Genomic DNA, 23,148 nt, shown 5'->3' on the forward strand with positions numbered 1-23,148 from the left:
AGAAACATTTTTGTGTATTATTAAAAAAAAGGCTTTAGGTAAACTAAGATTCATAAGGGCAAACTATTTTGCATATAACAAAGAGATGGAGGAGGTTACTCATATGCGTAAAGTGTACAAGACGAATTCTGCTCTTCGGAGATTCATTATGGCCATTGTTTTTTTGGCGGTGACAGCAATTGTAACTTCGGCCTGCGGTCAGCAAGAATCACCTAGCGATCATGGGAAGCTGAAAATTACGACGACAACGGGGATGATCGCGGATATTGCGCAGAATGTAGGTGGAGAGTTTACCGAGGTGAGTGGACTGATGGGAGCGGGAATCGATCCCCATCTGTACAAAGCGTCGCAGGGTGATGTGAAGAAGCTGGATGATGCGGACATCATTTTTTATAACGGCTTGCACCTAGAGGGTAAGATGGGAGAGATGTTCGAGAAGCTCGAGAAGAGTAAGCCGACGGTTGCTATCTCCAAGTATTTGACAGAAGACCAGCTGCATTCTGCGCCTGGGCAAGGAGTTGGTATGCATGACCCGCATATTTGGTTTAACGTAAAGCTTTGGATTTCTGCAACAGAGGTTGTTCGAGATACGTTGGCGGAGAAGGATTCTTCCAATGCTGACTATTATAAAGAGCGCGCGACAGCTTATATTAAACAGCTTGAGGAGCTGGATGCTTATGCTAAGGAGCAAATTGCACTTATTCCTGAGGCTAACCGTATACTAGTAACCGCACATGATGCGTTTGGATATTTCGGTGAAGCATATGGTCTCACTGTCACTGGTTTGCAAGGGATGAATACGATGTCGGAGTACGGCTCGAAGGATGTCAGCAAGCTGCGCGACTACTTAGTTGAGAAAAAAATAAAAGCTGTGTTTATCGAATCCAGCGTTCCGAAAAAATCGATTGAATCGGTCATTGAAGGTGCAAAGCAGCTAGGCCATGAGGTAAAAATTGGCGGCGAATTGTACTCAGATGCTATGGGCAATGCAGGAACAGTCGAAGGAACTTATATCGGAATGGTGAAGCATAACGTGGATACAGTTGTAGCGGCTTTGAAATAGCATAATAAAGGCTAGGAAAGTGAGTGATAGACAATGAACCATTCTCAAACAGCAGCCAAACCAGCAACGAATCATATTGCTCCGCTTACTATTAATGGATTAAGTGTGGCATATCAGAAGAAACCGGTGCTTCGAAACGTATCTTTTGAAGTAAAAGAAGGTGAACTGGTTGGCGTTATCGGCCCGAATGGTGCTGGAAAATCGACGTTGATGAAAGCAGCACTTGGCCTCATTCCAAGTTTAGGCGGAGAAGTGCTTGTGTACGGGAAGCCTTATAAGCAGCAGCGGAAAATGATCGGTTACGTTCCGCAGCGAGAGTCGGTTGATTGGGATTTTCCGACGAATGCGCTCGATGTTGTACTGATGGGCCGTTATGGTCATTTAGGCTGGTTCCGCCGTCCAAGCGCGAAGGATAAGGCAATCGCAATGGAGTGCTTGAACAAGGTTGGGATGGCTGATTTTGCGGACAGACAAATTAGCCATCTCTCTGGCGGACAGCAGCAGCGTGTTTTTCTAGCGCGTGCGCTGGCGCAGGACGCAAAGCTGTATTTTATGGATGAACCATTTGCAGGTGTGGATGCGGCAACGGAGAAAGCAATTATCACATTGCTGCAGGAGCTGAAGCTGCAAGGGAAAACAGTTATCGTAGTCCATCATGATCTGGCCACAGTACAGGACTATTTCGACTCTGTACTGCTCCTGAATGTAGAGCTTCAGGCATTCGGTAAAACAGAGGAGACCTTTACCCAGGATAAATTACAGCGTACTTATGGCGGCAGACTGGCTTTCCTTGATCGCAGTCTGCAGTCCCCGTCACCTATCGGTAGAAAGGGTGAGTGAGTAATGGATAAAATATGGACGATGCTGTCTGATCCGAATATGCAGTGGATTTTTCTTGGCTGTACACTGCTCGGCTTAAGCAGCGGTGTAATCGGCTGCTTCTCTTATCTAAGGAAGCAAAGCTTAATGGGCGATACGTTAGCGCACGCGGCACTTCCAGGGATATGTATTGCTTTTATGCTTACTGGCATTAAATCAATTGGACTATTTCTCATTGGAGCGGGTATAGCAGGAATTATTGCGACCTTTGGCATTGGATTCATTACTAGAAACTCAAAGCTTAAGCAGGATGCAGCAATGGGCATTGTATTGTCAGGGTTTTTCGGTCTCGGTATCGTGCTCCTTACAATAATTCAACATGGAAGCTATGGCAACCAAGCGGGATTGGATAAGTTTCTATTCGGGCAAGCAGCATCGATGATTGCTTCGGATGTAATTACGATGACGATTGTTTGTGTCTCTCTTATTACGATTTGTGCCCTGCTCTTTAAGCAGTTCAAAATCATTTCTTTTGATCCGGGTTTTGCGAGAGGCATTGGTTATCCTGTAGCCTTTCTTGAGCAGCTGCTGATGCTGCTGATCGTGGTCGCTGTCGTAGCGGGCATTCAAGCAGTTGGTGTTGTGCTTGTAGCTGCATTGCTTATTACTCCGGCTGTATCAGCTAGATATTGGACGGATCGCCTCGGGCTAATGGTAATATTATCGGGCGTATTCGGTGCAGTCAGCGGAGCAGCGGGTACTTGGATAAGTGCATCGGTTTCCAATTTGCCAACAGGTCCTGTCACAGTACTCGCTGCAACGCTGTTCTTCTGTATATCGATCCTCTTTGGTCCGCAGCGCGGCATAATAGCGAAACGTTTGCTTCGCCAGCAGGTGAAGCAGCGCTTTTACCGCGATTCTGAGCTGATTATAGAGGGCAGCGCGAAGAAGGAGGCTGCCTTATGAGCGACTTCTGGATATTGCTAACAGGCGCGCTTGTAGCTAGCTGCTGCGGCATTCTTGGTGTGTTTCTCGTGCTTCGCAAAATGGCAATGATCGGTGATGCCATTAGTCACTCCGTCATGCCCGGCATCGTTATTGCGTTTCTGCTGAGCGGGTCTCAAGATTCACTCCTTATGATGTTCGCAGCTCTATTGTGCGGACTATTGACGACGTTCCTTATTCAAATGTTTCAACAGAGCGGCATTCAATCCGATGCTTCGATAGGTGTCGTGTTTACTGCACTTTTCGCCATTGGTGTCGTTCTCGTTAGCTTATATGCACGTCAGGTGCATTTGGACCAAGATGCGATTTTGTATGGTGAGATTGCCTATGTACACTGGAATTTATGGGAGCTCGGCGGAGTCAACATGGGACCGAAGGCGGTTTGGCTGCTCGGTACAACGTTGTTGATTATAACAACTGTTATCGGCTTGTTTTATAAGCAATTCAAGCTATGTGCATTTGATCCGGCACTTGCTGCTGCGATCGGCATCCCTGTAGCTGTTTTTCATTATTTGCTCATGGGTCTCGTCTCGATGGCTACGGTTAGCTCTTTTGAAAGCGTAGGTTCTATACTTGTTGTTGGATTGCTTATAATTCCTGCATCCACCGCTTATTTATTGACAGACAGGCTGGGGATGATGATCTTTTTAAGTGTTGCAGTAGGCATAGCAAGCACGTCCATCGGTTATGGCGCTGCTGTTATGCTGGACGCTTCAATCGCAGGCTGTATGGTTTGTGCAGCATCCGTATTGTTCGTTATTGCTTTCTTATTTTCTCCTTCTCATGGCATTGTTGTAAAAAAGCTGCGATTACGAAAACTAGCATAATAATTGTGAAAAGCATCCATTCCGGATGCTTTTTTTTGTGTTAATTTCATCAATAGATCCATTCCTGCAACTTTTATGGAAAATAAAACGTACTATATTTGGTACATATTAGGAGGAAGTTGAAGAGGAGAGATAATTAAAGATGAAAGTGTTATCGAAATTTGTTATTCCGTTGGTCATTATTTCATTAGTCGTAACAGGATGCAGCTTTGGGGGAGACAATAACGCAGTGGACAAAAATGAGCCTTCGACGTTGAAGGTCATGTATTACGATGAGGGTTCTTTCTTTCAAGAATTTGGTATGGTATTCTCAGCATTATATCCAAATGTCAATATTGAGGTTGTAAACACCCAAAAAATGTATCAAAGCGAAAACAAAGATATGGATGCTGCATTAAATAAGTTCATTGAGGAAGAACAGCCTGACATTGTTATGCTTGATGCCGAGCAATTCAAGAAGCAGTCTCTCGATGGCAAGCTCTATGATTTAGGCCCGGCAATGGAAAAGGAAAAGTATGATACCGAGGGACTGGTTCCCGGTATGCTTGATTATATGAGAGAGCTGGGCGGCGGTCAGCTTTATGGTATGGCTCCAAGTTTTTATAGCCAGGTGCTGTTCTATAACAAGGATTTATTTGAGAAATACCAAATCGAGCTTCCAACAAATCGAATGAGCTGGAATGACACGATACAATTGGCACGCCGCTTCCCAACAGACGGTGATATTAAGGAACGGGTATACGGGCTGAAGATGGGCTACAACGATGATCTATTTGATATAGCGAGCATATTTGCAGCTTCAGAAAACGTTAGTTATGTGAATGCTGCACAAAAGCAAATGACAATAAATACGGATTCATGGAAAAATGCATTTCAGCAGGCAATTGAAGCTGTGGACTCCAACGCACTTTATTTCGAGAGCATAAGCCAGCAAAATCAAAATAGCGATGAAGCTATGTCACAAACTTATGAGGATTATCTGCTCAGAGATCCTTTCATATCTGGCCGAATGGCGATGACCATAGCGGATACTTATTTCATTAATCAAATCAAGCAAGCGAGTGAAAATGAAAAAGTAAAAGATAAGGTCATAAAAAATTGGGATTTGGTGACCGTTCCGGTAGGACAACAAAACCCGGACCAATCAAGCATGATGTCCTTCAATAACCTATTCGCAATTAGGGCGGAATCACCGAATAAAGATGTTGCATGGAAATTCCTTAGTTATGTGACGAGTGAGGATTATGCGAGAGTAAAATCGAAGTCGAATAATTATAACGGCTTGCCGATTCGTACCAAATATATTACGGATACAGAAGGTCGTAATTTTGCAGCATTTTATGATTTAAAGCCAAGTTCATTTAATAGCTATAAGGATTTTGATAAGCTTCCTCAAAGTTTCTGGGGAGAATTTAGAGGAGCGGCTGCGGCAGAACTTGAGAAGGTGAAGAAAAAAGAACAGGAACTAGATGCAACACTTGATATTTTACAAATTAAAGGCCAAGAAATGCTTCTGAAAGAGGATCCAGCTCCAAAGGATCAAGCAGCAACTTCGGAAAGCGGTGAAGCTGTTTCTTCAGTTGTAACCTCAAAATAAGTAATGGACAGGGAGCATGCTTACGCGATCAAGCGGAGGCTGCTCTCTTTTTTTAAAGTGACTATCGTTTGGAATCTGTCGTAAATGTGCTAAAATAATTTACTAGTTAGGTTACAGCATCGATACGGCATTTACGAGGAGGAACAATATTGGGAGATTATAAATTGCTTGCGCTTGATATGGATGGAACGTTGCTAAATGATCAGAGTGAAATAAGTTCAGAAAATGCAGAATGGATTCAAAAAGCGCTCGATGCAGGAGTGATTGTCAGCTTCTCCACGGGTAGAGGCTTTCGCAGCGCGCTGCCCTATGCAGAGCAGTTGAAGCTGGAGACGCCTATGATTACAGTGAACGGCGGCGAGATATGGCATCGTCCGCATGTGCTGCATAAGCGTACGCATCTAAGTCATATTTATGTGCAGAGACTGCATGAGCTTGCTCTTGCACACGGCGAGCCATGGTTCTGGGCTTACACGGCCGACGATATTTATAACAAAGAAAAATGGATTGCGCCTGCGGATGATTATGCTTCACATCACTGGTTGAAATTTGGCTATTACACAGAGGATGACAGCATCAGAGAGAAGATACTCGCTGAGGTACAAAGCTGGGGAGCTCTAGAGATTACAAATTCATCACTTTCGAATTTGGAGCTTAATCCGCTTGGCGTATCCAAAGCAAGCGCTCTTCATGAGCTTTGCGGTTTGCTTAACATTGAGATGTCGCAGGTCATTGCGGTAGGCGATAGCTTAAATGATATCGCAGCGATTCGCGAAGCGGGACTAGGCGTCGCGATGGGCAATGCACAAGAGGTAGTGAAAGAAGCTGCTGACTTCATTACTTTTACGAATAACGAGAATGGAGTGGCAGAAGTAATTAGAAGATACGTCCTGAAGGGATGAGAATCGTATGGATATTTTAGGCTGGGTATTAGTTGTTTTATTATTTGTTGTAGGTATGGCAGGGGCAGTTTATCCCATTCTTCCCGGGGCTCTTGCCATTTATGGCGCATTTTTTGTTTATGGGTTATTTTTCTCCTTTAGCGAGTTTGGCTTTTGGTTCTGGTTTATTCAGACCGTAATTGTTATTGTATTGTTTGTCGCCGATTATGCGGTCAGCGCATGGGGGGTCAAACGATTTGGGGGCTCGCGAGCCTCGGTGATCGGCAGTACGATCGGTCTGATCTTTGGACCATTCGTCATTCCTGCGCTTGGTCTTGTTATCGGTCCTTTCGTTGGTGCTGTAATCGGTGAAATGATTATTGGAACACGTTATGACAAGGCGTTCAAGGTTGGTGTAGGGTCAGTTGTTGGATTATTATCCAGCGTTGTTGTGAAGTTCATTTTACAGTTAGTGATGATCGTGTTGTTTATACTTTGGCTTGTATTCTAATAAAATACTATATTAAAGGTGGAACATTCGATGATAAAAGTGACCGTTTGGAATGAGTTTTTGCATGAGAAAATTCACGAGGAAGTCAAAAATGTATATCCGGACGGCATTCATCAAGCAATAGCCAAAGGAATCGCAAGCGGCGATATCGAAATCGCAACCGCTACGCTTGAAGAGCCGGAGCATGGACTGACGGAAGAGCGCTTAGCAAATACAGATGTTCTCATATGGTGGGGACATATGGGACATGACAAGGTTGATGATGCCATCGTAGACCGCGTTCAACAGCGTGTCCTTGCAGGTATGGGCTTAATTGTGCTTCATTCCGGTCACTTCTCAAAAGTTTTCAAAAAGCTGATGGGTACAGGCTGTGATCTAAAATGGCGTGAAGCGGGCGAGAAGGAACGCATTTGGGTTGTGAATCCAGCGCATCCGATTGCCGCGGGTTTGCCGGAATATATTACGCTTGAGCATGAGGAGATGTATGGTGAGCACTTTGATATTCCTGCGCCGGATGAGCTTGTATTCGTGAGCTGGTTTGAAGGTGGAGAGGTGTTCCGCAGCGGCTGTACGTTTAATCGCGGACAAGGCAAAATCTTTTATTTCCGTCCAGGTCATGAAACATATCCGACCTACTATAACCCGCAAATTTTGCAGGTCATTCAGAACGGCGTGCGCTGGGCAGTACCATCCCATACGGCAGTGCCTGTTCGCGGCAATCATCAGCCACTGGAGCCAATTGGCAATAAAGGATAGGGAGACTTGGACAGACCATTATGTTAAAAAAAGACTCATTAATTAAAGGCACAATTATACTGGCGGCGGCGGCTCTGGTTGTCCGTTTTCTCGGATTGTTCCAGCGAATTCCGCTCGAATATATGCTGGGAGCTGCTGGACAGGCAGCTTTCAACTCAGCGAATACAATCTATTTGTTACTTCTTACCATTGCTACAGGCGGCATTCCGCTTTCGATCAGCAGAATGATTTCACAGCGGTATGCGCTTGGCAGACCAGAAGAGGCTAAACGTATCTACAGGGCAGCATTAATGTTTGGAGCCGTAACAGGGCTGCTGCTTGCTACAGCAATGTTCGTCTTTGCACCTGCTTACGAGCGCTTCTCAAAGGTTCCAGATGCAGCCTTATCACTGCAAGCTATTGCGCCTGCGCTGTTGTTGTTTCCGATTATTGCGATGATGCGCGGCTACTTCCAAGGTAGACAAATCATGTCTGCTGGCGGTATTTCTCAAATCATGGAACAAATTTTAAGGCTGATCGGCGGTATCGGTCTGGCATTAATAGTCCTCGGCTGGGGCTGGGGAGATAAGTATGGTGCGGCAGCGATTGCCTTTGGTTCCGTGCTTGGAAGTTTAGGCGCATTCTCCGTTATGATGTGGTTTTGGCGCAAGCTGAAAAAGCAAGATCAATCGGAAAGTGTGAAATCGTCTGAAACGAAGAAGGATAAGTCAGCAACGGCAAGCTCGAAACTGCCTTATCGAACGATTTATCGAGAAATATTCGGTACCTCCATTCCGGCAGTCGTCACGGCTATGACGGTACAGCTTTTATACTTTTTTGATATAACGATATTTATGCGGTTGACGCAGTCTTTTTACTCTGAAGACTCAGCGACGAAAGCATTGGCAGATTACTCGACGAAGGCGATGGGGATTGCGGGTATACCTCCGATTCTAGCGATTGCGCTTGGCGCGTCGATTATCCCGATCATTTCATCAGCCTATTCCTTGAATAATATGAAGGAAGTACAGCGTCAATCCTCACTCGTTATGCGAATCGTGCTGTTTACTGGCGTACCCGTAGCGTTACTGCTCGCTGTCGCTTCTTATTCGGTTACAGGACTCTTATTTACGACGCCTAGCGGCAGCGGCACAGTCGCGATGCTTACGGCAGGAGCGATTTTTCAAATTACGATGATGATATCTAATTCGATCTTGTATGGGCTAAACAAGCCCAAACTGCCAATGAACCATACGTTTATCGGACTGGCGCTTAAGGTGCTGTTTAGTTTGGCACTTGCCCCTATACTTGGCGTATATGGATTTATTATTGGCTCAACGATTTGTTTCGTTGTCATTACAATATTGAATTTAAGAAGTATTAATAAGGATGTTAACTTAAATGTTCTTGGCGGCAAATGGGTTGCTTATTTGGCAGCAATCGCTGTACCTGCATTGGCAGGCTGGGGAGCCGAGTACGGCGTGCTTGCAATGACGGGTGCGTGGGCTGATAAGCTGTCCTATTTCTTAGCTGCTGCTGTTGCTTCAGTTGTTGTAGGCGGACTTTATCTCATTCTGCTCGCCGCGCTTCGTGTCATAACACCGGAGGATGTACGTTCATTCCCTGGACCGCTGCGCAAAGTCCTAGGTATCGTATTAAAGCCGTTTTACAAAAAAGCAGTATAACTTTATAGTTTGAAATGAAAAAGGACACATCTCTTTTTAGGGGTGCTGTCCTTTTTGTCGTATTTCAATCGATGTTTTTGGTTGTCACTCTTGCATTATCTGTTTATTTCCAGCATACGACTTTTGGTTGAAGCAGAAGCAGCTCCCGCCTCCTACATTGCACTTAGTGCAATAGAATTGTCTATTGAGTGAGCGGTACTCTGCTACGTTGCAGTTTCTGCAATAGAATCCAGAAATACCAGCCAACTCGTCACTTAGAAGGCAAATTCTACTGCATAACTGCAATGTAGCTCGACTTATTGGGCACCATGTCAGGTATCTATTGCAGTTTCTACAACGCAGCCGGTCGGACGCTTATGATTTGCTATAGCCGATATTAGAAAATGGTTATTCTGTAGCGTAAATAACACTATAAAATTTAAGATTTCTTTAAGTGAATGTTAAGCAGCAATGGAGGTAGTCGATAAGTTTATTCCTCTAAACTATCTAATAGCAGGGCAGCACTCGGAATACTGCAGGTTAAAGGTCAGGAAATGCTGGAGAAAGAAGATTCCGCACCGCCGGCAGGAGCAGCTGCTGGAGAAAGCAGTGAAGCAACGTCATCTACTGAGTAAGAGATTCAAATGATCATCGGGAGCTTACTTACGCGATTAAGCGAAGTCAGCTCCTTTGTTTGTTTCCAGTTGTTGCTTTACATACATAAGTGAACCAATGGATACAGAACATGTTATATTTAGGTAGAACATATGGCAGGAGGGGGTTCTAGCATGACCCGGGAAACGATTCTTATGGTAGATGACGAGAAAGAGATTTTGAGTCTGATGGAGATTTATTTTAAAAATGACGGTTTTATTATGTTGAAGGCATCCAATGGGCTTGAGGCGCTGGAGCAATTAAGCAATCATAAGGTAGATTTGATTATTCTTGATGTGATGATGCCAGTCATGGACGGGCTTGAGGCATGTATGAAAATCCGTGAGCAAAACCACATTCCGATTATAATGCTGTCTGCTAAATCACAGGATATTGATAAAATAGCGGGTCTTAGCTTGGGCGCAGACGAATATGTAACAAAGCCATTTAGTCCATTGGTATTGCTGGCCAGCGTTAAATCGCATATTCGCAGAGCAAAGCAGTTTCATTCGAAAGCAGTTCAAAACGACAATGAAATTATCATTGATGACCTCATTATTAACACCGCAACGCATACCGTAATTGTTGATCGGCAGGAGATTAAGCTAACGCCCCGCGAGTTCTCCATTCTTAATTTGCTAGCGGTCAATCGCGGTATCGTCCTTAGCATGGACAAGATTTATGAAAGTGCTTGGAACGAGCCGTTCATGGAATCCAAAAACACGGTGATGGTTCACATTCGAAAAATTCGGGAAAAAATCGAGAAGGACACCCAAAATCCCAAATTCATAAAAACGGTTTGGGGCATTGGCTACAAGATGGAGGCGCTGTAAACGGATTATTATTATGCTTCCATCTTCGCAGCCGATTTACTTGGCAAACCTTTAAAATAAAGGTGATGAAATGATAAAAAAAAATGAGACCCTCAACAGGAAGGCTGCTGCTGTCAGTCTAGCTGTCGCTTTGCTGATTGCATTAATCGTTCGGCTGCTGCTGTCATTTATGCTTTCCATCCCGCCCTACGACAAACCGCTTAAGTGGGTCATCGAGCAAATCGGTTCTAGTCCCATCATGCTTATGTCCGCCATATTAAGCTTTGTTATTATTTATAGGAAGCTTGTTCAGCGGGACACTAAGCAAGGCCAATTTGGTCAAAGCAGATGGTTAAGTGACGAGATGCCAGCCTCTCAGCTGTTTCGAACGATTCGTTGGACATTTATGGCTGCCTTCTTAAAAAGCTTAGGGCTGATGCTGTGCTTCGTCATAGCAGGGCACCTGCTGGCTTATGTTCTTATACAATATACACCGTTTGATCGTTCATTAATTTGGATTGTCAATCATATCGGATCTACGCCAGTCATTGCTATTTCTGGCTGCCTGTTTTTTCTCGCTTTATTTTTCTGGACGAGCAGGAAGATGATTATATATTTGAAGGAAATACGCTTTGGGCTGCAGCAGCTGGCAGCAGGTAAGCTTGATTATGTGATTCCAATCAAAGCTGCGGATGAACTTGGGGAGATTGCAAGCAGCATCAACGTATTAAGCAAGCAGTTCAATCAGCTCCTCCAGGATGAAAGAAATGCAGAGAAATCAAAAAATGATTTAATAACTGGCGTATCTCATGATTTGCGAACACCGCTTACGTCCATTTTGGGATTTCTGGAGTTGATTGAGCAGGATCGCTATCAGGATGAAGTGGAGCTTCGTTACTTCGTTAACATTGCCTACGAGAAATCCAAACATTTGAAACGATTGATTGACGACTTATTTGAATACACCAAGCTGAACAATGGCATGCCGCTCGCTTTGGCAGAGCTGGACATTGTAGGCTTCGCCCTGCAGCTTGCCGAGGAGTTTGTTCCGAGCCTAGAGAAGGCGGGCATGAGCTGCCGTATTCAGACGACTGAAGAGGCACTATTGATTATGGCGGACGGCGACATGCTGGTACGCGCCTACGATAATCTGATGTCGAACGCGATACAATATGGCCATTCTGGAAAGATCATCGATATACAAATAGAGAAATTGCAGGATTTGGCTGTCATTCGAATCGTAAATTATGGTGAACAAATTCCCGCACAAGATATTCCGTTTATATTCGACCGTTTCTATCGTGTTGATCGATCACGATCAGCGGAATCAGGAGGAACGGGACTTGGACTCGCGATTACAAAAAGCATTATCGAAGCACAAAATGGGCGGATATCGGTTAGAAGCACGTCCAAGGAAACAGTATTTGAAATGAGCTTCCCGATAGAACCTCATAAAACTTAAGAATTCGTTAAGCACTTATTAAGCGGGAATGTGCGTAGTCTATAAGATCCATCCTCTAGACTATCCATTAGATGGATAGCTGAGGGGGAAATGATATGGATCAAAGCAAACAAGCGTCTGTGGCAATTGTTGTTGCTGTAGCCATGATGGTCGGATGGCTGCTGACGGGTTGTTCGGCCGCTTCAAATAAGGATAAGGTGAACAGCGTTCATTTTATTGTAGAGGGCATTAGATTAGAGAGGGAAGCGCCTGCAGCGATTATAAATAACAGACTTATGGTGTCGGAGGCGTACATAGAGAAAGCTTTTGATAAACAGTTGGAATGGCTTAGTCAATATACGGAAAAAGAAAATGTTTATTATTCAGAGCAGGTTGCCGTTCTTATGTATCATGATATGGCTGAGAAGCCCCAGTCAGATGGAATTATAGCGGTTGAACGATTCGAGCGGCATATGCAGTTGTTGAAGCAGAACGGCTTCCATGTCATCGACATGGAGGAGTATACAAATTTTATGCTTGGTGAGGGTACTGTGCCGGACAATGCGTTGTTGATTACATTTGATGACGGCTATGAAAGCTTATATAAGCTTGCCTATCCAATTTTGAAGAAATACGGATATCCAGCAACAGGCTTCGTTATTGTCTCGACAATTGATGATCGTACAAAGCCGGGAACGCCGAAGTTAACATGGGATCAAATGAGAGAAATGCAGCAAGCCGGAATGAGCTTTCGAAGCCACACCTTTGATATGCATCAATATGGGGCGATGAATGAAACGGGGAAAGAAGCGCCCGTCATGTCCAAGCTGATTTTTGATAAGAAGAAAAATAGAATGGAAACAGATAAGGAATACATCGAACGGCTGAATAACGATTTGATAATGGCTGAGGAAAGATTGCAAGTTGAGCTGGGAAATACACAAAGTGCGCTCGCATTTCCCTATGGAGCCTACAATGAGGACATAGTTGAGCTGACGAAGGCAGCCGGCATTCCCATCACGTTCACCACGAGAGAAGGCATAAACTCAAAGTTTCATCGTACAGGATACCGAATAAATGGTGCAAGAGCAGGTGAAACAGAAGATGAGCTTATGAATAAGCTGAAGGGCTATGGCGAACCCACTGGAAATCGCAGCAGGTCTACTATTTTGCTTATTGATGGGGAAGAGGCTGATGGAATAAGCTTCTCAGAAGAAACAGAGGATCAAGAGCGGATGATCGCTTTACGTGATTTTTGCGATTATTACGAATGGAAACTCAATTGGAACCGACAAAAAAAACTGGTGGAAATACGACAAAACTAGTGCTTTCCATACATTTACAATAAATAAAGTCTCCTGTACAATGAGTAGAGTTTGTGATTAAGGACCACCTACTTATTATGTTCGATGATAAAGGAGACGTGTGGATGAAATCATTTTTCGCAAGACCTGGCAAGTTAATGATTCTTTTATTAGCTTTAACACTTATTTTTGTTGCGGGCTGTCAATCTATTTCTAATCTTGATTTTAATGCAGTACTAAAGAATTCTCTTAAAGTAACTTCCAGTGAAAGCAAACAATCAGTAGAGTTTAAGCTTCAGCTGGATGAAGCAGCATTTGAAGGTGCTACAGAAGAAGAACTGGCGATTATGAAGCTGGTGACAACGATGAAGCTTCAGCTTGATCAAGTGAAAGCACAAGACAGCTCGAATGTTTCATTGAACGGAAGTTTAGTATTCGGAGATGCTGCAAGCATTAAGTTTGCACTCAAAATGTCTGATACGCTTGCTGTGATAGAGCTGGAAGGGGCGAAGCAGCCGTTCGTGCTTGACCTTAAGAGCGAGAGCCTACTTGGTTTAGCAGGTATGTCAGATGTGACAGGATTGCCTGCAGAAGCAGCGCCAGCTGTGGATCAAGAAGCGATAACGGCACTCGGTCATCAGATAGTTGATACGCTTGGCACGTATGTGATACATAACCTGCCGAATCCAGAACGGATTAGTGTGCTGCCAGTGAATGAAACGATTAACGGTACTGCTACTTCATTGATGAAGGTGCATGTAGACCTTGAAGGCCCTGAAATCTGGGCTTGGGTGAAAAAATATGTCGACGCTCTCGTTGCTGACCGTGCTGGATTAGATAACATGGTAGCAGGCGTGCTCTCGATTCTTCAAACGAACGAGGATGTATGGGCAGCTGTTGGTACGGTAAATCCTTTTGAGGGTAGCGGAGTTGATTCTCAAGATCCAAAGGAGCTGGCGAAGGAAGCGGTGGATGAAATTGCTCTTCTGCTTGCTGAATTACAAGGTCAACTTAAGGTGCTTGAGGAAGAGGAGAAAGAAACATTTGATGAAATATTCAGCAAGGATCTAACGATCAAAGCGGATGTTTATGTCGATAATAAGCTTGATATTCGGAAGCAAGCCTATGAGCTCTCCTATGTGCCAACTTTAGATTTGGATTCGGAGTATGGCGTATTGCCGATTAAAGGGTTAACCATTAAAGTAGAGAACGAGTCGTGGAATGTGAACGGAGATGTGAAGGCAGAAGTGCCTGTAGCTTCCAAAACCGATGTTCCCGTTGAGAAATTGTTTGAAATGCAAGGTTTCCAAGTGTTGAAGCAGTTTGATGAGAAATCATTGATTTATGATCTGTTGAAAAATAAGCTGCACATCACAAGGCAAAATATTAATTGGTATCCTTCTGCTTATAATAATCCGGTTATTTTAACTGCGGATCATATTACGATTATTCCGCTTCGTGATACAGTTGAACAGCTGGGAGCTGTACTCACATACGATAAAGCTACGAAGAACTTAAAAGTATTTGATGAAGCTACGAACACAACAATTCTGTTGAAGACTGGCAGTGACAAAGCTGTTGTAAATGGGAAAAACGTAAAATTGTCATTCCCTGTGACGGTCATCAACGGAACAACGTATGTTCCGGCACGCAATTTAGCAGCGGCATTAAAAGCAAAGATTGGCTGGACAGAAATAGGCGAGGATATGAGAATATTTACGCTTGATCGGGAAGTCTAAGCAAGAGCTTAAATCATCGTGGAATAATAAATTCAACATGTGCAGGGGTGCGAGATGGAAAAATTGACGACGGATGATGCGTTTCGCGCAGCAGTCGCAAGCGAAAAGCTCACGATAGCTGTATTCAAAACGACTTGGTGTAAGGACTGTCATTTCATTGATCCGTTTATGCCAGATTTGGAACGCAAGTATGAGGAGAAGGTTACCTTCATTGAGCTTGATCGCGATGATCTTCCTGATCTATGCTCAGAGCTTAACATATTAGGTATTCCAAGCTTTATCGCATTCCGTGAAAGCAAAGAGCTTGTCAGATTCGTGAGCAAGCTGCGCAAATCACGTGAGGAAATCGAGGAGTTTGTTGATCGTGCTATACAAGTCAGCGAAGCGCTGACTAATAATTAATCGTCAGTCCGCGCTAAGAGGGAGAACGTCCTCTAAGCGCGGGCTTTCCTTTTTCTTATGATTCTACGCGGAAGTTTCACATTTTCAACATGGCTTTTGCTTTTTTTTATAGCTATAATTGAACTGTTATTAAAACATGAAATAAGGTGATTTTATTATGGTAACCGGGCGTTTTCGCGCGTTAGCTCTCGCTGCGTGCATCGGAATGCTTCTTGTACTGCTCGGCGGTGCATTAGTGACGAACACGGATTCAGGACGAGGCTGCGGTGATGATTGGCCTTTGTGTCATGGGAAATTTATACCTGCTTATACGATTGAATCCATGATTGAATATTCTCATCGACTTGTAACAGGCTTTGAAGGTCTTCTTGTTCTCGCTACTGCTGTTGCAATGTACCGGAAATTTAAGCATGACAGAAAAGGATTCAAGGAACCGTTGTTTTATGCGGGCGGCGCATTACTATTTACCATTATTCAAGCCTTAATGGGGGCAGCTGCAGTGATGTGGCCTCAATCCCCGCCTATTATGGCCATTCATTTCGGGATATCATTAATCGCATTTGCTGCGACATTGTTGTTAGTGATCTGGACATTTAGAGCCAAGGACGGACCGCCTGTAGAGTTTAAAGTACCGCGTTCCATCTTCCCTCGTGTGCTTATGACATCGATATTTTGTTATGTTGTCGTTTATTTGGGAGCATTCATTCGGCATACGGAGTCTGGCGGAGGCTGCTTAGGCTGGCCGCTTTGCAATGGTGAGGTCATTCCTGAGATCAGCGGTGCAACAGGAGCAGTGTTTATTCACCGAGTGGCTGCATTGCTGCTGGGCATTAGCCTAGCTGGATTGTTCCTTCATATTCGCAAAGTCAGCCATGGCGGCGCCGGCTTAACAAAGCCTGCAGCATGGACACTTGGACTCGTTATTACTCAAATCTTCAGCGGAGCGTTGCTGACAGCGACCATTACGAACCCGGAATGGTTTCTGTTCACCAATTTATTGCATAATCTGATTGTTACTGGATTGTTCGGAATATTAGTCGATATATTGATTCGATCATACCGCCTTAGAGAAGAGCGCTAAGGAAGTCTATTCTCGAAGTGAGTACAAGCTGCGACGATTTGAAGCAACGCTAATGTAGAAGGGACTGTTCGATTATGCTGCGTTTCCTGTTTAATGAACCACGGAGAGAAGCGGAAGGAACACTTGCAGAAACGTACCGTTTAATGGATCAGTTCGTCTCTATACTGGCATCAAAAATATCCGCGGGTGGAGATCAGGCTCAAAAGTTTCGCAAATATGAAATTTGGACGCTTGGTCTTCGTTCTTCTTTGGATGAGCTTGAGCAAAGCCATTATGTGGCGCTGCATTTTCAACATGAAATTTCTTCCTCTTCACTCAATAAAATGACAGATGAGGAACGTATCCATTATAATCGTTATATCTACTTTGATAAAAACGCTTTTATTCGTGTCTTTTCCTTGATGGATAAACTCGGTACACTCCTTAATGAGCTTCTGGATATGCATACGGAGCGTATCAAACCACACTTCTCCTATTTTACGGTTTTGCGTAATATGCGTGAGAAGAAGGTTCACCCGCAGCTTACTTGGAAGCTGAACGATGTGAAGGAGAAATACAAGGAATCCACGACAAGGCTGCGCAAGCGCAGAAATACCGAGATCCATTATATGAATTCGGAAATGCAGGATGATTTGATTCAAAGCAGCCGTATGTATGGAGAAGAGATTAAGCTGGAAAATGTGGCAGAGCAATCCGCTGATTTAACGCAGGGTTTATATCTTGCGATGGAATCGCTGCTGCTTACGTTTCAATACGCATGCGGATTGATGCGAAACAAGCAACCATAATCCCAAGGGGGGGAAACTCGTGGGACTCGAGGGCAAAACAGCGTTAGTAACAGGCAGCGCCAAAGGACTAGGTAAAAGAACGGCGCTCCAGCTTGCCGAGCAAGGCTGCAATATTGTTATTAATTACTACGAGAGCGAGCTTGAAGCACAGCAGGTAAAGGCACAGATCGAGCAGATGGGTGTAAAGGCGATTACGGTACAGGCTGATATCGCGACGACAGAGGGCGTGGAGAAGCTTGCTGATGCGGCAGAAAAGTGGTTTGGCGGCGTTGATATTCTTGTCAATAACGCAGGGCCTTTTGTCCGTAAGCGACGGTTATTCAGCGAATATGATGAAGAGACAATCATCAGGCTGCTGCATGGCAATCTCTTGGGTGTAATGCTGCTTGATCATCGTCTGCTCCCTGGTATGCGAGAACGCAAATGGGGGCGTATCGTTCATTTTGGCTTTGGTCATGCGGGAGAGGCGCGTGCTTGGCCGCACCGGGCTGTGTATGCAGCAGCCAAGACGGGGCTTGTATCATTTACGAAGTCATTAGCTGTGGAAGAGGCGCCGCATGGCATTACGGTCAATTTAATTGGTCCTGGTGATATTCGCGGCGTGAATAAGGAAAGATCGATCGCTGAGGTAGAGGAAGAGTACGATAATGAGTCGCCCATTGGCCGCCCAGGCGCGGGAGAGGATGTAGCACGCGTAGTGCTGTTCCTTTGCGATAAACAGTCAAATTTCTTGACCGGCAATGTGATTGACGTAACTGGAGGATTTGATCCGATTGTTGCTAACATTAAAGGGATGCTCTAACCTCATAATTAAAAAAAAGAGTCTTATCGTTAAGCTTTGGAGCTAAGCTCCAAGCTAATCAATAAGACTCTTCATCATTTGTCATGCATAGGGAATCATAATTCGTTCTTATATTTTTTAGAATACTTGAACGACTTCGATTACACCTTCAACTTCTTCGAGAAGTGCACGTTCGATACCCGCTTTAAGCGTGATCGTCGAGCTTGGGCAGCTTCCGCATGCACCCATAAGGCGAAGCTTGATGATGCCGCCTTCGACATCAACGAGTTCAACGTCGCCGCCGTCGCGCTGCAAAAACGGACGAAGCTTATCGAGAACGTCCAAAACCTCATCGTACATTGTGTCTTGTACTTGTTCACTCATTGCAATCATCTCCTTTCTCCCCTATTATAGTACAAAGTGAAGCAATTGAAAATGGATAGTAACTTAGTAAAGTTAGGTGAGCCAGTTGTTTAAACCAATGATTGAGTTTTGTGCCAGTAATATGCATCATGGCACTGATCGTATAATGGATTTATTTGAGCAAGATGACGATTATGAAGTCATCGAATACGGCTGCTTAGGCAATTGCGGCGAATGTTATTTGAACCCATTCGCATTAGTTGACGGTACAATCGTATCAGCAGATTCCGTAGACGAGCTTCATGTTAATATTTTGAAATCAATTGAACAGCAGAAAGCGGATCAAGAAGCGCTGGATAAGCTGCTGGACGATTTGTAACAACAATCGCTAGCCAAGGTGACGCTTAGACCTCCAGAGCACTCCGCTCTTCACAAGACGAGGCACGCGACCTAGAATTGGAGTGCCTCCCATTAGTCCGAAGCCGCTTTTTTTGCCAAGGGAGCCGAGAACGCCCTTCAGCTTGAGCTTGCCTAGACGCGGTGTCTTATCGTGCCAGATAGCCTGCAGCACCTCTGCAATTTGCTTGCCTTGGGCGCCTGCGGCTTGACCGCTCGGAGATAGCGGCAGCGCTGCGCAGTCTCCAACTATAAATACATCCGTATGATCAGGCAATTGATGATATTCATTAATAACGAGTCTGCCTTGGTTATCCTTCGGCAAATTCATACGTTGTACGAGCGGCACAGGCTGGATGCCTGCCGTCCATACGGTTACATCCGTATAAATTGGCGTCGGTGAGTTGCCATCATGCAAAATGCCGCCCTCAACCTTTGTAAGACTGATATGGCCTCGCATTTCGACTTGATGCTCCGTGAACCATTCCGTTACAAAGCTTTGCAGCTTGCTTGGGAAAGCAGAGAGAACACTCGGTCCACGATCTAATATCCGAATATTGAGGTCAGGGCGGCTCTCACGCAGCTCGGCAGCGACTTCAACTCCGCTTAATCCTCCGCCAACAATGGATACTTGACCATATGGCTTAATGTCATTTAACTGAGCATAGGTTTGTCTAGCTGCTGAGAAGGTCTGTATGCTTGTTGAATATTGCTCTGCGCCTTCAATTCCGTGATACTTGTCAGTACAGCCAAGACCAATAACGAGCCATTCATATTGAATCGATTCCTGACCTTCAATATGGACTAGCTTTAGCTCCATGTCCACATCCGAAACCTCACCGTAAGCGAGCGAAATTCTCGGATCAACTGGAAACTTAACGCGCAGTTCCAAGTCGGAAACAGTTCCGGCAGCAAGCGCATAATACTCTGTCTTCAAACCTTGGAAAGGCATACGGTCAATCAATACAATGGATACATCGATCGGCAATTGTTTTTCTAATAGCTCGTTAGCGATGGCAAGGCCGCCGTAGCCGCCGCCCAAAATAATAAGTTTTCTCATATGATTTCCAACTCCACGCTTCTAGGTGATGGGTCTATTTTGTGTTCTCGTGTTGTAGATTACTCATTCATAAGCGACATCTTACTCGTATATTTTTATCTCATTATAGAACGTATCGCGTTCTACAGGAATTCTGCCTGCGCCTTTAATAAGCCAAATCAAATCCTCGCGTGTGATGCCTTCAGGAGTGAGGGCGCCTGCAGCATGGCTAATTTTTTCCTTCATGATCGTGCCGTGTGCATCCGATGCTCCCATCGTTAATGCCACTTGTGTAAGCTGAACACCGATGTTGATAAAGTATGCTTTAATATGCTGGAAGTTATCGAGCATTAAGCGGCTGATTGCAATTGTCTTTAAATCCTCGAAAGCGGAGTTGCGTCTGCGAATGCCGGCTTTTGGATTAATTGGCTGCATGGAGAGCGGGATAAATACTAAGAATCCGTTCGTCTCATCCTGAAGCTCGCGAATTTGCATCAAATGGCGAATCCGATCTTCTTTTGTCTCAATCGAGCCATAAAGCATAGTTGTATGCGTACGCAAGCCAAGCTCATGAGCTGTACGGTGCACTTGTAAGTATTGGGAAACATCGGCTTTGTCTACACGCATTTTCTTACGATAATGATCCGACAAAATTTCGGCACCGCCGCCTGTTAGCGACTGCAAGCCTGCTTTCATAAGCTCTTGAAGCACCTCACGATAAGTAAGTCCGCTAATTCGCGAGAAAAAGTCGATTTCAGCAGCCGTATACGCTTTAAGCGTTACTTCAGGGAAGTGCTCCTTTAGTGCTTTAAGGGAATCCACGTAATACTGGAATGGAACATTCGTATTGTGACCGCCAACGATATGAAATTCTCTAACGCCAGGGTGGAAATGCTTCTCAACGTACTCGATCATTTGCGGACCGCTAAGTGTATAAGCGCCTTCTTCTCCATCATCTCTGCGGAAGTTGCAGAACGCACAATGAGCTTCACATACGTTAGTGAAGTAAAGACTCATATTTTCGATAAAATAAACTTTTTTGCCGTTTTTTCGCATGGCAACTTCATTTGCAAGCTGCCCGATTGTAAGCAGATCATCGGATTGATATAAGAATACACCATCCTCCAGCGTTAAACGCTGTCCATGACGCACTTTTTCAATTATGTGCTGCATCTTTGAATCTTCAGTAGGTATAACGACGTTCATGGCAAAGCCTCCCTGAAATAAGTAGATTGTGAAAAAAATAACTTTCTTTTCCGATGAAGAAGTTGTATCTATTATAAACCTCATACGTAACAGGGGCAATAAGAAAGTATTCTTAATTACATTAAATGTAAAATTTACTTGTGGGCATGCTTCTCTTGAGCAACCGAAGAAACTGGAGTATACTACAAATAAGTAAGTGAACAAAAACAGAAATGAAAACATGGATAATCGGAGGGATGTAACATGATCACAATTAGTGATACGGCATCTGACAAAATAAAAGAAATGCTCGCTGAGGAAGGCGGCCCTGAGATGTTTTTGCGCATTGGCGTAAAAGAAGGCGGCTGCAGCGGCTTCTCCTATGGCATGGGCTTTGACGATGAAGAGCATGAAGGCGACAAGACTCTTGATATGGAAGGGCTTAAGGTTGTTGTAGATGGAGACAGCGTCAAATATTTACATGGTCTCGTTATTGATTTTAAAGAATCCGCAATGGGTGGAGGCTTTACGATTGAGAATCCTAATGCCAGCGCTACTTGCGGCTGCGGTTCATCTTTCCGTACGGCAAAGGATGCAGGTAAACCAGCTGCAGCGGGCGAGTGTTAATAACTTGCGATGATTGTTATCTTCCGAAATGCGTATGATCTTCATACGCATTCCGGAAGTTTTTTTGTTCTTGATTTAGGTTTAAGTCTATAAATCGATCATCTTGGGGGATAAGAGCATATGAAGTTTATTCGTGATTATAGACAGTTTATCGAGGTGGGGTGTACATCTTGCAGCAGGAAGCATACGATTCCAACCGATCACTATAACGTTACTGCTGAAGGCTACCGTTTTCATTCGCCGATTAATTGCCCTTGTGGTCATATTGCGCAAACGGCTCTTAAGGAAAAGCGGATGTGGCTGATGAAACCCGAAAAAAATGAAATGATGAACAGAAATAAAGCGACGTCGATTAAAATAATGCTAGTCATTGGCTTTACCGTCGTATTTTTCGCAACTGAAATGGTATTCATGCTGAATTCTAAGGAAGCGGAGCAGAAAAGTGCTCTTCATGACCCGGAAAAAGAGGCCTCCAGTACTTATGTTATAGATAAGAATTACGCATTTTGAGCTGCTTAAGTCATATGCTTCAAAAAAAACTTTTGGAACAGGTATAAGCATCTCAAATAATGTGCATATTATATTTGACGGTGTGAAGAGAGGTGTGGTTCCGTTGGACCAATTGGTGCTAGGGCTACAGGAGGAACTTATTTAATCACTAAGCTTTTATGAAAGCGAGGGGTTGTGTCGCAGAGCATATCTGAACACACACGCTAAAAGCAATCCGTTAAAACCGGAATGTGAAAAAGCGGTGCCCAAGTAATCTTAACAATGTGAAGTGTTAGATGTGAAGAGACTCGTACGATCAAACACCGTCGAAAGAGGAGCCTGTTACAGGGCTCCTTTTTTCTATGTTTATAGGGATAACCGATGAACTGTTCCGATTTGGAGTGCTGTAATTCAGGGAATTCCCTGACATACAAAGCAATAGCATAGCTTTATAATTAAAATCAAAGATTGCTTGTATTTTTTGAAGGAGGAATAGGGATGAAGACGATTGAAGCGAAAATCGCTGCATGTATCGAGCGATTGAGAATGGAGACGGGCAGCGATTTCGCGATACTCGGCTTGATCGATACGGGCAAACGGAGACTGGGCTGGTCTAATGCGTCAGGCAGTATAAGTGAGCGTACGCCGCTCGTTGAGCAAAAGTCGACTTCTGGCTTGTCTGGGACAGCAATCCGTTCAGGCAGAACCGCAAGCACGAGTGCCGCAATGACAGATTCAGCGAGGTTTAAGCTTGGAGAGCCTGTATTATTGACGGAGCAGTTGAGGATTGCTGCTAGTGTGCCAATTGAAATGCGCACCGGGATTTGCGGCGTGCTGCTAATGGGTAGACGCACCGATCAAATCTATGCCGCAGCGGAGCTTGAGACAGCTAATCTTATTACAAAAGAACTGGCGTCTATGCTCGTATAGCTATAGCTTTTTTTA

Annotated in this window: 24 protein-coding genes; 21 read left to right on the forward strand and 3 right to left on the reverse strand. The window is 44.4% G+C overall.

Going from position 1 to position 23,148, the window contains the following annotated elements:
* The first annotated feature begins 103 nt into the window (after positions 1–103).
* The 17 genes from AC0YN6_RS08185 to AC0YN6_RS08265 all read left to right on the forward strand — a co-directional run bounded on the left by AC0YN6_RS08185 (position 104) and on the right by AC0YN6_RS08265 (position 18,125).
* Positions 104–1,063 carry a metal ABC transporter solute-binding protein, Zn/Mn family gene (locus tag AC0YN6_RS08185; RefSeq protein WP_475746195.1) on the forward strand — a complete coding sequence of 320 codons (960 nt, stop codon included), beginning with the start codon at positions 104–106 and terminating at the stop codon, positions 1,061–1,063.
* Between the two features lie 33 nt (positions 1,064–1,096).
* Positions 1,097–1,903: a metal ABC transporter ATP-binding protein gene (locus AC0YN6_RS08190; RefSeq protein WP_475746197.1), complete on the forward strand. Its 807-nt coding sequence runs from the start codon at positions 1,097–1,099 to the stop codon at positions 1,901–1,903.
* A gap of 3 nt (positions 1,904–1,906) precedes the next feature.
* Positions 1,907–2,848 (forward strand): metal ABC transporter permease, encoded by a 942-nt coding sequence (locus AC0YN6_RS08195; protein ID WP_475746199.1) that lies wholly within the window; start codon positions 1,907–1,909, stop codon positions 2,846–2,848.
* A complete protein-coding gene (locus AC0YN6_RS08200; protein WP_475746201.1) occupies positions 2,845–3,714 on the forward strand; it encodes a metal ABC transporter permease in 870 nt (289 codons plus the stop codon). The genes AC0YN6_RS08195 and AC0YN6_RS08200 overlap by 4 nt, the downstream gene beginning before the upstream one ends.
* A 142-nt stretch (positions 3,715–3,856) precedes the next feature.
* On the forward strand, positions 3,857–5,311 hold the full coding sequence (locus AC0YN6_RS08205) for an ABC transporter substrate-binding protein (protein ID WP_475746203.1): 1,455 nt from the start codon (positions 3,857–3,859) through the stop codon (positions 5,309–5,311).
* Positions 5,312–5,460: 149 nt separating this feature from the next.
* Positions 5,461–6,213 carry a Cof-type HAD-IIB family hydrolase gene (locus AC0YN6_RS08210; protein WP_475746205.1) on the forward strand — a complete coding sequence of 251 codons (753 nt, stop codon included), beginning with the start codon at positions 5,461–5,463 and terminating at the stop codon, positions 6,211–6,213.
* 7 nt (positions 6,214–6,220) lie between these two features.
* The gene (locus AC0YN6_RS08215; RefSeq protein ID WP_475746207.1) at positions 6,221–6,703 is read left to right on the forward strand and encodes a DUF456 domain-containing protein; all 483 of its coding nucleotides are present in this window, start codon (positions 6,221–6,223) and stop codon (positions 6,701–6,703) included.
* Between the two features lie 30 nt (positions 6,704–6,733).
* Positions 6,734–7,459, forward strand: a complete 726-nt coding sequence (locus tag AC0YN6_RS08220; protein ID WP_475746209.1) for a ThuA domain-containing protein — start codon at positions 6,734–6,736, stop codon at positions 7,457–7,459.
* A gap of 20 nt (positions 7,460–7,479) precedes the next feature.
* Entirely contained in the window at positions 7,480–9,123 is a 1,644-nt protein-coding gene (locus AC0YN6_RS08225; RefSeq protein WP_475746211.1) for a putative polysaccharide biosynthesis protein, read from the forward strand.
* Between the two features lie 767 nt (positions 9,124–9,890).
* On the forward strand, positions 9,891–10,589 hold the full coding sequence (locus AC0YN6_RS08230; protein WP_475746213.1) for a response regulator transcription factor: 699 nt from the start codon (positions 9,891–9,893) through the stop codon (positions 10,587–10,589).
* A gap of 70 nt (positions 10,590–10,659) precedes the next feature.
* Positions 10,660–12,030, forward strand: coding sequence for a sensor histidine kinase (locus tag AC0YN6_RS08235; protein ID WP_475746215.1), 1,371 nt, complete (start codon positions 10,660–10,662; stop codon positions 12,028–12,030).
* A 95-nt stretch (positions 12,031–12,125) separates the two neighbouring features.
* Positions 12,126–13,334, forward strand: coding sequence for a polysaccharide deacetylase family protein (locus tag AC0YN6_RS08240; RefSeq protein WP_475746217.1), 1,209 nt, complete (start codon positions 12,126–12,128; stop codon positions 13,332–13,334).
* A gap of 104 nt (positions 13,335–13,438) precedes the next feature.
* Positions 13,439–15,052: a copper amine oxidase N-terminal domain-containing protein gene (locus AC0YN6_RS08245; protein ID WP_475746219.1), complete on the forward strand. Its 1,614-nt coding sequence runs from the start codon at positions 13,439–13,441 to the stop codon at positions 15,050–15,052.
* 54 nt (positions 15,053–15,106) lie between these two features.
* A complete protein-coding gene (locus AC0YN6_RS08250) occupies positions 15,107–15,454 on the forward strand; it encodes a thioredoxin family protein (RefSeq protein ID WP_475746221.1) in 348 nt (115 codons plus the stop codon).
* A 157-nt stretch (positions 15,455–15,611) separates the two neighbouring features.
* A complete protein-coding gene (locus AC0YN6_RS08255) occupies positions 15,612–16,535 on the forward strand; it encodes a COX15/CtaA family protein (protein ID WP_475746223.1) in 924 nt (307 codons plus the stop codon).
* Between the two features lie 74 nt (positions 16,536–16,609).
* Complete coding sequence (locus AC0YN6_RS08260) at positions 16,610–17,323, forward strand: Cthe_2314 family HEPN domain-containing protein (RefSeq protein ID WP_475746225.1); 714 nt, start codon at positions 16,610–16,612, stop codon at positions 17,321–17,323.
* Between the two features lie 19 nt (positions 17,324–17,342).
* The gene (locus tag AC0YN6_RS08265) at positions 17,343–18,125 is read left to right on the forward strand and encodes an SDR family oxidoreductase (RefSeq protein WP_475746227.1); all 783 of its coding nucleotides are present in this window, start codon (positions 17,343–17,345) and stop codon (positions 18,123–18,125) included.
* A gap of 117 nt (positions 18,126–18,242) precedes the next feature.
* Here the strand turns inward: AC0YN6_RS08265 and AC0YN6_RS08270 are convergent, their stop codons facing one another.
* Positions 18,243–18,488, reverse strand: a complete 246-nt coding sequence (locus tag AC0YN6_RS08270) for a NifU family protein (protein WP_054026871.1) — start codon at positions 18,486–18,488, stop codon at positions 18,243–18,245.
* 76 nt (positions 18,489–18,564) lie between these two features.
* Here AC0YN6_RS08270 and AC0YN6_RS08275 point away from each other — a divergent pair, with 76 nt between their 5' ends.
* Entirely contained in the window at positions 18,565–18,846 is a 282-nt protein-coding gene (locus AC0YN6_RS08275) for a YuzB family protein (protein ID WP_475746229.1), read from the forward strand.
* 9 nt (positions 18,847–18,855) lie between these two features.
* Here the strand turns inward: AC0YN6_RS08275 and AC0YN6_RS08280 are convergent, their stop codons facing one another.
* Both AC0YN6_RS08280 and mqnE read right to left on the reverse strand, forming a co-directional pair.
* Positions 18,856–19,923 carry an NAD(P)/FAD-dependent oxidoreductase gene (locus tag AC0YN6_RS08280; protein ID WP_475746231.1) on the reverse strand — a complete coding sequence of 356 codons (1,068 nt, stop codon included), beginning with the start codon at positions 19,921–19,923 and terminating at the stop codon, positions 18,856–18,858.
* Between the two features lie 81 nt (positions 19,924–20,004).
* Positions 20,005–21,108 carry an aminofutalosine synthase MqnE gene (mqnE, locus tag AC0YN6_RS08285; RefSeq protein WP_475746233.1) on the reverse strand — a complete coding sequence of 368 codons (1,104 nt, stop codon included), beginning with the start codon at positions 21,106–21,108 and terminating at the stop codon, positions 20,005–20,007.
* Between the two features lie 243 nt (positions 21,109–21,351).
* Here mqnE and erpA point away from each other — a divergent pair, with 243 nt between their 5' ends.
* The 3 genes from erpA (at position 21,352) to AC0YN6_RS08300 (ending at position 23,133) form a co-directional block, all read left to right on the forward strand.
* Entirely contained in the window at positions 21,352–21,714 is a 363-nt protein-coding gene (gene erpA / locus AC0YN6_RS08290; protein ID WP_475746235.1) for an iron-sulfur cluster insertion protein ErpA, read from the forward strand.
* Positions 21,715–21,834: 120 nt separating this feature from the next.
* Positions 21,835–22,224 carry a hypothetical protein gene (locus tag AC0YN6_RS08295; protein ID WP_475746236.1) on the forward strand — a complete coding sequence of 130 codons (390 nt, stop codon included), beginning with the start codon at positions 21,835–21,837 and terminating at the stop codon, positions 22,222–22,224.
* A 477-nt stretch (positions 22,225–22,701) separates the two neighbouring features.
* Positions 22,702–23,133 (forward strand): GAF domain-containing protein, encoded by a 432-nt coding sequence (locus AC0YN6_RS08300; RefSeq protein WP_475746238.1) that lies wholly within the window; start codon positions 22,702–22,704, stop codon positions 23,131–23,133.
* The last annotated feature ends 15 nt before the right edge of the window (positions 23,134–23,148 follow it).

This window comes from Paenibacillus sp. J22P15, assembly GCF_056269345.1.